Source organism: Arthrobacter sp. C2 (assembly GCA_024207135.1).
In the GTDB taxonomy this organism is placed as follows: domain Bacteria; phylum Actinomycetota; class Actinomycetes; order Actinomycetales; family Micrococcaceae; genus Paeniglutamicibacter.
The window spans coordinates 2,204,981-2,218,139 of record CP042428.1; the positions used below are offsets into that span (position 1 = coordinate 2,204,981).

Sequence of the window (13,159 nt, forward strand, 5' to 3'; positions counted from 1 at the left end):
GATACTACTTGGTTTCCTACAGATGCCACTGAGTGAGCTGCTTTCATATTGATACTCCTTGTCCTACTGTTTCGACGATTATTTTGTTCCTTCTGACGAAGGTGCTTCGCGTGCGACGACTTCATTCGAAGGCCTCGCTCGCTCAAAAACCGTAGAAAACTGAGAAAAAGCAGTCCCGCCATTACTTCTATTGAGAAGCCCCAGTTTTGAAGTGGGACCGCCTCCAGCTTTTAGACAACGAACTGACAGGAACTGTACATCATATCTAATGACTTTTTGCGGTCGGACAGCTGGCTTCATAACTAACGAAGACTCGTAGCGTTCCCCTCTATGGGAATGCTACGAGCCTTCGTCGTTAGAGCTTCGGGATACTAGATCACCGAGTCGCTCAGGTGGTTCGGGGTGCCGAAGCGGTGCGCGGTGATGGAGACCGCCTGCTCGTGCAGGAAGGTCAACATTTCCACACGTCCCGCGGAAACCACGTTGTTGCCGTAGATGGCAACATCGGGCTTGCCGTTGGTTGCTTCGGCAACGTCCATGACCGATCCTCCGATCAGGCGGATGCGGGATGCGGAGTCCGGACCGGTCTTGGCGGCCAGGCGTGCGGCTCGGGCGCCGAAGCCCTGGGCGTCCTCAACCACGACGGTGGCCGAGGATTCGGTGAGCACCGCGCGGATTGCTGCAGGGACCTCGACGGCGGAGGACACCGTGACGCGGGACCCGGCGGCGATGCCCGCGGCGACGACGCGAACCAGCTCGGCGATGCCGTGGCCCGAGGTCTCGTTCTCGAAGCGAACGGTCACCGGCAGGGCGCGGTAGCGGAACACGTTGCGCTCCGCGTGCAGGCCGGAGACGTCCTTGGCGGTGTTGAACTCGTTGGCCCAGACGGTGGCGTCGGAGGTCAGTGCGCCTTCGAGCCAGGACACGTCCGCGGCCTCGAGTCCGGACTCGCCGGCCGCCTTCAGCAGCGCGGCCGAGGTTGCCGGGAGCGTCCCGGTGTGAGCGACCGGTGCGTCTTCCCAGGAGCCCATGCCCACCAGGTAGTTCGGTCCGCCGGCCTTGGTGCCCGCGCCGATGGCCGACTTCTTCCAGCCGCCGAACGGCTGGCGCTGCACGATGGCGCCGGTGATGCCGCGGTTGATGTAGAGGTTGCCGGCCTGGATGTTCTCCAGCCAGTAGGCCATCTCATCCGAATCCAGCGAGTGCAGGCCGCTGGTCAGCCCGTAGTCGATGTCGTTGACGATGGAGACGGCCTCTTCGAGGGTCTCTGCGGTCATCACGCCGAGGATCGGGCCGAAGTACTCGGTGAGGTGGTACTCGGAACCGCGCTTGACCCCGGAGCGGACGCCCGGGCTCCACAGCTTGCCGGACTCGTCGAGCTTCTTGGGCTCAAGCACCCACTTCTCGCCCTCGCCCAGGGTGGTCAGGCCGCGCAGCAGCTTGCCCTGCGCCGGCTCGATGACCGGGCCCATCTGGGTCTGCGGGTCCTGCGGGTAGCCGACCTTCAGCGAGCGGATGTCGTCGATGAGCTGGTTGTGGAAGCGCTTGGAGTCGGCAGCCGATCCCACCAGGATCACCAGCGAGGCGGCCGAGCACTTCTGGCCGGCGTGGCCGAAGGCCGAGGCCGCGACGTCCTTGGCGGCCAGGTCCAGGTCGGCGTGTGGGGTGACGATCACGGCGTTCTTGCCCGAGGTTTCCGCCAGCAGCGGCAGGTCCTTGCGGAAGGAACGGAAGAGCTGGGCGGTCTCGTAGCCGCCGGTGAGGATCAACCGGTCAACGCTCGGGTGGGACACCAGCTCGGTGCCCAGGGAGCGCTCGGAGAGCTGGACCAGCTGCAGGACATCGCGCGGCACTCCGGCTTCCCACAGCGCCTCGACCATGACGGCGCCGGAGCGTGCCGCCTGGCCCGCGGGCTTGATGATGACCGAGGAACCCGAGGCCAGGGCCGAGAGGGTGGAGCCGGCCGGGATGGCGACCGGGAAGTTCCACGGCGGGGTGACCACGGTGAGCTTCGAGGGCACGAAGGTGGCGCCGTCGACGTTTTCCAGCTCCAGGCCGCGCTGGGCGTAGTAGTGGGCGAAGTCGATGGCCTCGGAAACCTCGGGGTCGCCCTGGTCCAGGGTCTTGCCGCATTCGGAGCCCATGACCTCGAGCAGGTCTGCGCGGTGCGCCTCCATGACGGCACCGGCGCGGTGCAGGATGGCTGCGCGGGCGGCGGCGCCCATGGCCTGCCAGGATGCCGAGGCCGCAACGGCGGTCTCGACGACCCGGTTCAGCTCGTCCTCGGTGTGGATCATGGCCTTCGCCACGGAATCCTTGCCCAGGGTCGAGCCGACCATCTTGTTCACGATCTCCCGGCCCCAGGCGCGGTTGCCCGGCAGGTCCGGGTCGGTGTCCGGGGTGTTCTCGAAGTCGAGCGTGCCATCGGCCAGCCCGGCCAGCTTGGCCTCGATCGCCACAGGGTCCACGATGTTGCGGTCCTGGATGCGGTGCGGGGCCGGGATGCTGTCATCCAGGTCCGCCAGGGAGGCGAGGAAGCGCTGCTTCTCGCGCTCGAACAGTGCCTCGTTCTTGTCCAGCTCGAAGACGGCGGACATGAAGTTTTCCTGGCTGGCGCCCTCTTCGAGGCGCCGGATCAGATAGGCGATGGCCACGTCGAACTCGCCCGGGTGCACGACCGGCGTGTAGAGCAGCAGGCGCCCGACATCCTTGCGGACGGCCTCGGCCTGGCCGGTGGCCATGCCCAGCAGCATCTCGAATTCGATGCCCTCGGTGACGGAACGGCCCTGGGCCAGCAGCCAGGCCAGGGCCACGTCGAAGAGGTTGTGGCCGGCGATGCCGATGCGCACGTTTTCCACGTGTCCCGGGCGCAGGGCGTAGTCCAGCACCGACTTGTAGGAGGTGTCCGAGTCCTGCTTGGTGTTCCAGGTGGCAACCGGCCATCCGTGCAGGTTTGCCTCGACCTGCTCCATCGGCAGGTTGGCGCCCTTCACGACGCGGACCTTGATCGGTGCCCCGCCGGCGCCCACGCGCTTGGCGGACCATTCCTGCAGGTGGATCATGGCCGAGAGGGCGTCGGGCAGGTAGGCCTGCAGCACGATGCCGGCCTCCAGGTCGCGGAATTCGGGGAGGTCGAGGATCCGGGTGAAGACCGCAATGGTCAGGTCCAGGTCCTTGTACTCCTCCATGTCCAGGTTGATGAACTTCTTCTTGGGCGCGGAGGTGGCGGCCAGGCGGTAGAGCGGGATGAGCTTTTCGATGATGTGCTCGACGGCCTCGTCAAAGGCCCAGTGGTTGTGCGGGGCCACGGTGGAGGAGACCTTGATGGACACGTAGTCGACATCGTCGCGGGCCAGCAGCTTGTGGGTTCCCTCGAGGCGGCGGGCGGCTTCGCCCTCGCCGAGGATCGCTTCGCCCAGGAGGTTGACGTTGAGGTCGATGCCCTCCTTCTTGATCTTGGAGATCGAGGCGCCGAGCTTGGCGTCGGTGGCGTCGATGATCAGGTGGCCGACCATCTCGCGCAGCACGCGGCGGGCCGCCGGGACCACGATGCCCGGCAGGATCGGGGCCATGGTGCCACCCAGGGCCACGGCCGACTTCATGTACCAGGGCAGGAAGGAGGGGACCTTCGGGGCCAGGGCCTTGAGGTTGCGGGCGGCGACCTTCAGGTCCTCGGGGCGGATCACGCCGTCGACGAAGCCGACGGTGAAGTCCAGGCCGTTGGGGTCCTTGAGCACACCGGCAAGCTGCGCGGCGGAGGCATCCACGGGAACCTTCGAGCCTTCGGTGAGCCAGTGGCGCACCAGCTTGATGGCTTCGTCTGCAAGGTCCTGGGGGCGGACCAGAGCGGTGCCGTCGGCGGCGAGGGCCGGCGGGACTACACGCACGTGCGGGGTCGTAAGGGACACGGCTGCTTCTCCTTGGAGGAAAGGGGTGGCTAAAAAAGGGGCTACCGCTACCCATCTTGCACACGAAAGGTGTCGCTTTGATAGGCGGGTTCACCAGTCAGTATGGACCCAACCATCACTTCGGCAAAAGTGAACAAACCCGAACGATTTACTTCGGCTTTTCCAATGTATCGTTGGGGTGTCGACAAAGGCCGCAATCCGGCCGCCCCACCGAGCATCCCAGGGAGCAACCCATGCTTGAAATCCGCCGCCTGCGGCTGCTGCGGGAGCTGAGCATCCGCGGCACCATTGCCGAGGTTTCCGACGCCCTCAGCTACAGTCCTTCCTCCGTCTCCCAGCAGCTTTCGCTGCTGGAAAAGGAGACCGGGGTGAAGCTGCTGCGCAAGGTCGGCCGGCGCCTGCAGCTGACCCCGCAGGCCGAGGTCCTGGTCGCCCACACCGACGAGCTGCTCGACTCCATGGAACGTGCCGAGGCCGACCTCGCCTCGACCCAGCCGGCGATTGCCGGCACGGTGCGCCTGGCGGTGTTCCAGACCGCGGTGCTCTCGCTGATTCCCCCGGTGCTGCGCGAGCTGCGGCACCAGTACCCGCACCTGCGGGTGGAGATGGTGCAGCACGAGCCGGAAACCGCCCTGCATGAGACGTGGGCGCGGGATTTCGACCTGGTCGTCGCCGAGCAGTACCCCGGTCATGCGGCCCCGCACTACGCGGCCCTGGACCGCAAGATCCTGGCCCACGACGCCATCCGCCTGGCGCTGCCGGGAAACAACGACGAGATGCCCGCGGAGTTCCGGCACGTCTCCTCCATCGAGGCCGCGGCTGGCCTCCCGTGGGTCATGGAGCCGCGCGGTGCGGCCTCCCGGCATTGGGCCGAGCAGACCTGCCGCACCGCGGGCTTCGAGCCGGATGTGCGCTACGAGACCGCAGACCTGCAGGCCCACGTGCGATTGGTCGAATCCGGCAACGCCGTGGCCCTGCTGCCGGATTTGGTTTGGGCCTACCGGGCACGGGACCTGCGCGTGGTCGACCTGCCCGGAGCCCCGCACCGGACCATCTTCACCGCCATGCGGCACTCCTCCGCGCAGCACCCCGGATTGGTGGCCGCGCGCAAGGCGCTGCACGAGCAGGCGGTGGCGCTCCCCGGACCCCATGCGGTCGGTGACGGTACAGTTACTTAGGTCACAAACGGGTAACGGCACCGTGAGAGCCGCCACAAACCGGCGAACTTTGCTGTCATACTCGAGACCGGTTGCGTTCCACAGGCACGTGCCGGTGCGGCAGTGCAACCGTGCCGCCGGCAACGAAAGACCCCGGGGATCACCCTTCCCCGGGACGCCCCAACCTTCATGAGGACCCATCATGTCCGATTCAACATTCCAGCTGATAGCCATCGCGGTGTACCTTGCCGCCATGCTGGGCATCGGCTACTTCGCGTTCAAGCGCACCAACAACATCGACGACTACATGCTCGCGGGCCGCGGGCTGAAGCCCGGGGTCGCAGCGCTCTCCGCCGGTGCCTCCGACATGTCCGGCTGGCTGCTGATGGGCCTGCCCGGCGCGATCTACCTCAATGGCCTCATCGAGGCCTGGATCGCCATCGGCCTGACCATCGGCGCATGGCTGAACTGGAAGTTCGTCGCCCCGCGCCTGCGCTCCTACACGGCGGTGGCGCAGAACGCGATCACCATCCCCAGCTTCTTCGAGAAGCGGCTGAAGGACAACAGCCACTTCCTGCGCATCGCCGCCTCGGTCATCATCCTGGCGTTCTTCACCTTCTACGTTTCCTCCGGCATGGTGGCCGCAGGCAAGTTCTTCGAGTCCTCCTTCGGCTGGAACTACCTCACCGGCCTGTTCGTTGTCGCCGGCGTCACCCTGCTTTACACCCTCTTCGGCGGATTCCTGGGCGCAACCCTCACCGACGTCGCCCAGGGCCTGCTGATGTTTGCCGCACTCATTGCCGTCCCGATCGTGGCCATCTTCCAGATGGGCAACATCGGGCAGATCAGTGACAAGATCACGCAGGTCAACCCGGATGCGCTGAACCTGTTCTCGTCCTTCAACACGACCAACGGATTCCTGGCCGCCGTCGCCATCTTCTCCACCGCGGCCTGGGGCCTGGGCTACTTCGGCCAGCCGCACATCATCGTGCGCTTCATGGCGCTGCGCTCCCCGTCCGAGGCCAAGACGGCCCGACGCATCGGCATCGGCTGGATGATGCTCACGGCACTGGGCGCGATCGTCACCGCCCTGGTCGGCATCGCCTACTTTGCCGGCAGCCCGGAAAAGGAGATCACCGACCCGGAGACGGTCTTCCTGCTGCTGAGCCAGATCTTCTTCCACCCGTTCGTGGCGGGGCTGGTGCTCGCCGCGGTGCTGGCGGCCATCATGTCCACCATGTCCTCGCAGCTGATCGTCTGCTCCTCGGCCCTGGTCGAGGACCTGTACAACATCGCCGGCAAGAAGCTGACCCCCAAGCGCGAGGTCATGCTCGGGCGCACCGGTGTGCTGGTCGTGGCCGTTGTTGCCGCGGCGCTGGCCCTGAACCGGGATTCCAGCATCCTGGAGCTGGTCTCCTTCGCCTGGGCCGGCTTCGGCGCTGCCTTCGGACCGATCGTGCTGTTGAGCCTGTACTGGCGCAAGCTGACCTCCACCGGCGCCCTGGCGGGCATGCTCACCGGTGCCGTGACGGTCTTCGTCTGGGGCAACATCGATGTGCTGTCCAGTGCCATGTACGAGATCGTTCCGGGCTTCGTGCTCAACCTCTTGGTTGCCGTGCTGGCCTCCCGTGCCACCTACAAGCACAACGCCGCCATCGAGGAGGAGTTCTCCGCGATGGAAGCGGAAATCGAGGAGAACGCACCCTACGTCGAGGCACCCGTCGTTCCGTAGCCAACCCCTGGATGTGGCCCTGCCCCCTCGCCATGTTTCGGCGAGGGGGCATTGTCATGCTTGACTTGGAACGACAAATAGTCACTCGCTTATACAAAGAGCCCCTGAGAGGGAGGAAAGTCGCATGAAGGAACTTTTCGATTTCAATTTCGACAGCTTCGTCACCCCCAAGGTCGTCAAGATCGTCTACATCTTGATCACCATCGGCCTGGGCATCCTGTACCTGGGCATCGTGATTTCCGCGTTCGCCACCAGGCAGGTGGCCTTCGGCTTCCTGGCGCTGATCATCATCGGCCCCCTGGTGGTGCTGATCTACCTGGCGTTGGCACGCATGGGCCTGGAATCGCTGATCGCCACGATCCGCACCGCGCAGAACACCGGCGAACTGGTGCGCCTGGCCGGCGGCAATGCCGCTGGCTCCAACCAGCCCGCACCCGGCACCTACCCGGGCGGCACGGGCCCCTCGTTCGGCGGCCCCGCAGGCCCGCCGGCACCTCCGGCCAACCCCTACGGGAATGGGCCGCAGGCCTAGCCGCTCCACCGGCCACGGCATAAACCGGCGGTGGATTCACGGGAAAGCCCTAGCGGCCCCGCGAATCCACCGCCGGTTCCATTTCCCCTCCCCCGGCGAGCGCGCACGGACCCACAGAGAACCGGTTTTCGACGGTAAGATCTTGGCATGCCTGATGTCTCCGTACCCTCCCCGAACGCGCCCGAGACCACGCCCAAGCCCGAGGTCGTGGACGATTTTGTCACCCGCAGCCACCGCACCGCTTCCGGGTTGCGCTACACCAGCACCACCGGCCGGATGGTGCTGCGCAAGGAAGAAGACACCGAGGGCAAAACCGAGGGCTTCAACGCCAAGGCGGAGATCTTCCTGGTCGCCTACACCGCCGAGACCGAGGAAGCACCCGCCACCGGGAACGGGACCAAGTCCCGCGCCAAGAAGCCGTCCGGACCAACGGCGGCCAACCGGCGCCCGGTGGTGTTCGCCTTCAACGGCGGCCCCGGCTCGGCCAGCCTCTGGCTGCACATGGGCCTGCTGGGCCCGCGCATCGTCGATTCCGGGGACGTGGGAAACATGACCCCGGCACCCTACGGGGTCATCGACAACCCCGAGTCGCTGCTCGAGCACGCCGATGTGGTGATGATCGACCCGGTGAACACCGGGTTCTCCCGCGTCGTTGAGGGCGGGACCACCGACGAATTCCATTCCTTCACCGCCGACCGCGACCTGGTCGCCGAGGTCATCCGGCTCTGGGTCACCCGCAACCAGCGCTGGCTCTCCCCCAAGTACCTCATCGGCGAGTCCTACGGCACCATGCGCGCGGTGGCCGTGGCCCGGCGCCTGCAGGAGGCCCACGGCATGGCGGTGAACGGGCTGGGGCTGATCTCCACGGTGCTGAACATGTCCACCCTGGACTTCGCCCCGGGCAACGACACCCCCTACGCCCTGCACCTGCCCACCTACGCGGCGATCGCCCACTACCACGGCCGCCACGGCAACCGCCCGCTGGAAGAGATCGTGCGCGATGCCGAGGACTACGCCTCGGGCGACTACGTGGTGGCCCTGCACCTGGGCAACCGGCTCTCCAAGCGCAAGTCCGACGGGGTGGTCAAGCACCTGGCCGAGCTCACCACGCTCTCCGAGTCCTTCATCCGGCGCACCAACCTGCGCTGGGACTACATGGAATTCGCCACCGAGCTGCTGCGCGAAAACGGGCTGATGGTCGGGCGCATCGACGGGCGCTTCACCGGGGTCCCCCCGCGCCTGCAGGAATCCCACACCTGGGACGACCCCTCGATGCGCGCCATCACCGGCCCCTTCTCCGCGGCCATCAACCACTACGTGCGCGCCGAGCTGGGCTACGAATCGGACCTGCCCTACGAGGTGCTCACCGGCCGGGTGAACCCCTGGAGCTACGACACCTTCGAAGGCAAGCCCATCGACGTCACCGGGGACCTCGAGCGCCTGCTCATCGACATCCCGGAGCTGCGCGTGCACGTGGACTACGGCTACCACGACGGCGCGACCCCGCACTATGCAGCCGAGTACGTCTGGGCGCACCTGGACGTGCCGCCGGCGGCCAGGGAACGGTTCAGCCACCACTACTACGCGGCCGGGCACATGATGTACCTGGACCCGGCCGTGCGCACCACGCAGCTGGCCGCACTGGCCGGGTTCGTCACGGGGGTGTAGCACCGCAGTCCGGGTGGCTAAGCTGGGACCATGGCCTGGCAGCGCACGCAAACCCACTTCCTCGCACGTCCCACCGCCGCGGTGTGGGAGGTGCTGCGCGACCCATCCCGGGTCCCCCAATGGAACCGGGCCATTGCGCGCCTGGAACCGCACGAGGTGCCGGTGGCCGCCGGGACCGAGCTGGACCTGGCCCCCGCGGGGAAGCTCATCGGGCCGATCCATTCGGCCACCGCACCAGCGGCAACCGTCACCCGGTTCGACGAGGGCAGCTCCATCGCCTGGCGCCAGCCGCAGCCCGGCGGGCACCTGCTGGTGGACTGGTCGCTGCGCGAGGTTCCCGGGGGCACCGAACTGACCCAGTCGGTCACGGTCGCAGGCCCGGCCTCCGTCGTGTTCGCGCAGACCGCGGCCAAGCCGATCGCGGCACACTTCGCCGAGAACTGCGCCCGGCTCTATGCGCTGGCCGGGGGAACCGCCACGCAGGAATTGCGCATCGTCATCGCCGGGGGCCACGGGTTCCTCGGCTCCCGCGCCGCGGCTGACCTGTACTGCCGCGGGCACGAGGTCACCATCCTCACCCGCACCATCCGTCCCGACAGCCCCTACACCCAGGTCCTGTGGGACGGGAAGAACCAGGGTCCCTGGTCCACCGTCCTCTACCGCGCCGGAGCAGACACCGCGGTGCTGAACCTGGCCGGGGAACTGGTGGACCTGCCGCCAACCGAGGCCAACATCGCGCGCCTGCGCTCCTCGCGCGTGGATTCCACCCGCGCGCTGGTGGACGCCTCGAATGCCGCCCCGGAGCCGCTGTCCGCGTTCCTGCAGGCCAGCACCACCGCGATCTTCGCCGACGCCGGAGAACGGCACCTCACCGAGGATTCCTCCCTGCCCACCGGCGCGGCCGCGCTGGCGCAGATGACCGGGGTGGCCAAGCCCTGGGAGGATGCGGCGGCCGGGGCGCATACGAAGCGGCTGAACATCCTGCGCACCTCCCTGGTCTTCGAGCAGGAGAGCCCGTTGGTGGACCGACTGTCGCTGCTGGCCCGGGTCGGCCTGGGCGGCCCGGTGGCCGGCGGGGACCAATGGGTCAGCTGGATCCACCTGGCCGACTGGCTGCGCATCGTCCGGGCGGCCCTGGGGCTGGAGGAAAACCTCGCCCTCCCGGCCGGGACCATCCACCTCGCGGCCCCGCATCCGGTGCGCAACAGCCAAATGATGGCCGCGCTGCGTGCCCGCGTGGCGCCCGGGCCCCTGCGCAGGTTCTCGCTGCCCACCCCCAGGCCGATCCTCTCCGCAGGCGCAGTGCTGCTGCACACCGACCCGGCACTGGGCACCACCGGACGGCACGTGACTTCCAGGGTGCTGGCCGATGCCGGGTTCGAGTTTGCCTATCCGGACTTCGAGGCGGCGCTGGGGCAGATCCTTGGCTGAGGATCGACGGCTGCGCCACGCCGTCATGGACTCGCCCCTCGGCGAGCTGCGGATCGTGGCCTCGACGCGCGGGATCGCCGGGATCTACATGGAAAACCACTCCCACCCGCCGGACCCCGAGAAGCTCGGGCAATTGCTGGGCTCGGTGGCCGACGACCCGTTCATCGCCCACTGCGCGAGCGAGCTTGCCGAATACTTCGCCGGCACCCGGACCGCCTTCGGGGTGCCGCTGGATGCGCAGGGAACCGAGTTCCAGAAGCGGGTCTGGGAGCAATTGGCACGCATTGAATTCGGCACGTCCCGCAGCTACGGACAGCTGGCCCTGGCGCTGGGCGATGAGAAGCTGACGCGCGCGGTGGGCACTGCCAACGGGCGCAACCCGATCTCGATCATCGTTCCGTGCCATCGGGTCATCGGTGCGGACGGTTCGCTGACCGGATACGCCGGAGGGCTGGGGGCCAAGCTGTTCCTGCTGCGCCTCGAAGGCATCGAGCCGCCGCCCGAGGCAACCCTGTTCTAGGAAAGCTCGGACGCGGCTCAGGCCAGGATCAACGTGTCCAGGGCCTGGCGCAGCAGGACCTTGGCTTCCTCGTCCAGACGCGGTCCGGTGATCAGCGCGTCGACCTGGGACAGCGGGACGATCTGGCACAGCCCGGTCACGCCCCACTTGGTGTGGTCGGCCACGATGATCTGCCGTGCCGCCGCCTTGATGAAGGCCTGGTTGGTCTGCGCCTCGAGCATGTTCGGGGTGGTGAACCCGTCCTCGGAGGTCATGCCGTGCACACCCAAAAAGAGCACGTCCACGTGCAACTGGCCCAGCGCCGAGAGTGCCAGCGGTCCGACCAAGGCGTCGGAGACGGTGCGGATCCCGCCGGTAAGGATGATGTTCTGGCTCGGGTTGGCCGCGGCATAGAAGATCTCGGCGATCCGCGGGGAGTTGGTCACCACTGTCAGGTCCTTGATCCCGGTGCACTGCGAGGCCAGGGCGTAGGTGGTGGTGCCCGAGTTCAGCGCGATCGACATGCCGGGCTTGATCAGCTTCACGGCGGCCTGGGCAATGGCCTGCTTTTCGCCGGATTCCAGTGCGAGCTTGTGCGTGAAGCCCGGTTCGCTGCTGGTCGGGGCGGCATCCAGCGTGGCCCCTCCGTGGACCTTGACCAGCGCGCCGCGCTCGGCAAGCGCGTTCAGGTCGCGCCGCACCGTCATCTCCGAGACGCCCAGCTCGGCGGCCAGGGACGTCACGCGCACCTGCTCGCGTTCTCGCAGGGCATCGAGAATGCGTTGTTGCCGGGCGCTGGCCAGCATCTCGGTCATGGCGATCCGTTCGGTTGGGCATCTGGTTCAGTAATCCATCGTAGCGAAAAAACGAACACAAATCGTCGTTTGGTGTTCGAAGTTGCGCGGAACGGATCCGCCAGCCCCTGCCCGGGATTTCCCCGCGCCCACATCCGCCAATGATGGGGAGGTCCGGCAGCGGGCCCTTGGGAGCACGTCCCCCTCCTTCCGCCTTACGTTGCCTTCTGATAGAATTTGATCGGAATTGTTTGATTTGGATTGATGACATATCTCGCCAAGGAGCAGCAGTGGACCAGAACCCCAGCCCGAGCGAACCGGTACGCAGCACCCTGGCCGACGGACGGGAACTGCTCTATTTCTTCGACGAGGCCGCGGTCCCGGCCGGCTTCACCGCCCCGGCCGACACCCGCGAGCTGCCTGCCCGCCCGGCAACCTCGCAACTGCGCTACGACGCACTGGCAGGGGACTGGATCTCCTTCGCCGCCCACCGCCAGGGCCGCACGCACCTGCCGGCGGCCAGCGAATGCCCGCTGTGCCCCACGCGACCGGACATGGCCAGTGAGATTCCGGCGGACACCTACGACGTCGTGGTTTTCGAGAACCGCTTCCCTTCCTTCGGGCCCGGGCAGCATGCCTCGCACGTGGAGGCCGAGCTCGGCGCGGTGCGCCCGTCCCACGGGCGCTGCGAAGTCATTGCCTTCGGCCCCGGGCACACCGATTCGCTCACCACGCTCGGCGAGCGCCGCATCCGCACCGTCATCGAGGCGTGGGCCCAGCGCACCACGGAACTGGGCGCGCTTGAGGGCATCGGGCAGGTCTTCCCGTTCGAGAACCGGGGAGCCGAGATCGGGGTGACGCTGCACCACCCGCACGGGCAGGTCTACGCCTACCCGTACACCACCCCGCGCACCGAGAACCAACTGGCGCGGGCCGCCGCTCACAAGGCGCGCACCGGGAACGACCTCATGGCCGACATCCTGGACTTCGAGGTCGCCGACGGACGGCGCGTGCTGGAACGCGGCACCCACTTCACCACCTTCGTGCCCTATGCCGCGCGCATGCCCGTCGAGGTGCACCTGGTGCCCCACCGCCAGGTCGCGGACCTGGGCGAGCTGACCGGCGAGGAGCGCGACGAGCTGGCTGCCATGTACCACCGGCTGCTGCTCACCGTGGACGGGTTGTACTCCACCCCCACCCCGTACATCGCCGGCTGGTTCCAGGCTCCGCGGACGCACGAGCACCGGTCCGAGGCCTGGCTGCACCTGCAGCTGACTTCCCCGCGCCGCGCCGAGAGCAAGCTCAAGTACCTGGCCGGCTCCGAGGCTGCCATGGGCGCGTTCATCGGGGATGTCACCCCCGAGGCCGCCGCCGCGGCGCTGCGCGAGTCCGCCGCCCGCTTGGCGAACACCATTCCCGCCCTGTGAAAGACGATGCC

9 protein-coding genes are annotated in these 13,159 nt (G+C 67.3%); 7 read left to right on the plus strand and 2 right to left on the minus strand.

Annotated elements, in window-relative coordinates:
- Positions 1 to 371: 371 nt before the first annotated feature.
- Complete coding sequence (locus tag FPY90_RS10335; protein WP_498685403.1) at positions 372 to 3,908, minus strand: bifunctional proline dehydrogenase/L-glutamate gamma-semialdehyde dehydrogenase; 3,537 nt, start codon at positions 3,906 to 3,908, stop codon at positions 372 to 374.
- 233 nt (positions 3,909 to 4,141) lie between these two features.
- Between FPY90_RS10335 and FPY90_RS10340 the strand changes: the two genes are divergently transcribed.
- The 6 genes from FPY90_RS10340 to FPY90_RS10365 all read left to right on the plus strand — a co-directional run bounded on the left by FPY90_RS10340 (position 4,142) and on the right by FPY90_RS10365 (position 10,948).
- Positions 4,142 to 5,086: a LysR substrate-binding domain-containing protein gene (locus FPY90_RS10340; protein WP_498685405.1), complete on the plus strand. Its 945-nt coding sequence runs from the start codon at positions 4,142 to 4,144 to the stop codon at positions 5,084 to 5,086.
- Between the two features lie 181 nt (positions 5,087 to 5,267).
- Positions 5,268 to 6,797, plus strand: a complete 1,530-nt coding sequence (putP, locus tag FPY90_RS10345; protein ID WP_498685407.1) for a sodium/proline symporter PutP — start codon at positions 5,268 to 5,270, stop codon at positions 6,795 to 6,797.
- A gap of 124 nt (positions 6,798 to 6,921) precedes the next feature.
- The gene (locus tag FPY90_RS10350; protein ID WP_498685409.1) at positions 6,922 to 7,329 is read left to right on the plus strand and encodes a DUF4282 domain-containing protein; all 408 of its coding nucleotides are present in this window, start codon (positions 6,922 to 6,924) and stop codon (positions 7,327 to 7,329) included.
- 147 nt (positions 7,330 to 7,476) lie between these two features.
- A complete protein-coding gene (locus tag FPY90_RS10355; protein WP_498685411.1) occupies positions 7,477 to 8,997 on the plus strand; it encodes a S10 family peptidase in 1,521 nt (506 codons plus the stop codon).
- Positions 8,998 to 9,027: 30 nt separating this feature from the next.
- Positions 9,028 to 10,428, plus strand: coding sequence for a DUF1731 domain-containing protein (locus FPY90_RS10360; protein WP_498685412.1), 1,401 nt, complete (start codon positions 9,028 to 9,030; stop codon positions 10,426 to 10,428).
- Entirely contained in the window at positions 10,421 to 10,948 is a 528-nt protein-coding gene (locus tag FPY90_RS10365) for a methylated-DNA--[protein]-cysteine S-methyltransferase (protein WP_286135297.1), read from the plus strand. Before FPY90_RS10360 ends, FPY90_RS10365 begins: the two co-directional genes overlap by 8 nt.
- 17 nt (positions 10,949 to 10,965) lie before the next feature.
- Here FPY90_RS10365 and FPY90_RS10370 read toward each other — a convergent pair whose 3' ends face one another.
- Positions 10,966 to 11,742: a DeoR/GlpR family DNA-binding transcription regulator gene (locus FPY90_RS10370; protein ID WP_217641819.1), complete on the minus strand. Its 777-nt coding sequence runs from the start codon at positions 11,740 to 11,742 to the stop codon at positions 10,966 to 10,968.
- Between the two features lie 269 nt (positions 11,743 to 12,011).
- Here FPY90_RS10370 and galT point away from each other — a divergent pair, with 269 nt between their 5' ends.
- Positions 12,012 to 13,148, plus strand: a complete 1,137-nt coding sequence (gene galT / locus FPY90_RS10375; RefSeq protein WP_498685414.1) for a galactose-1-phosphate uridylyltransferase — start codon at positions 12,012 to 12,014, stop codon at positions 13,146 to 13,148.
- Positions 13,149 to 13,159: the final 11 nt, after the last annotated feature.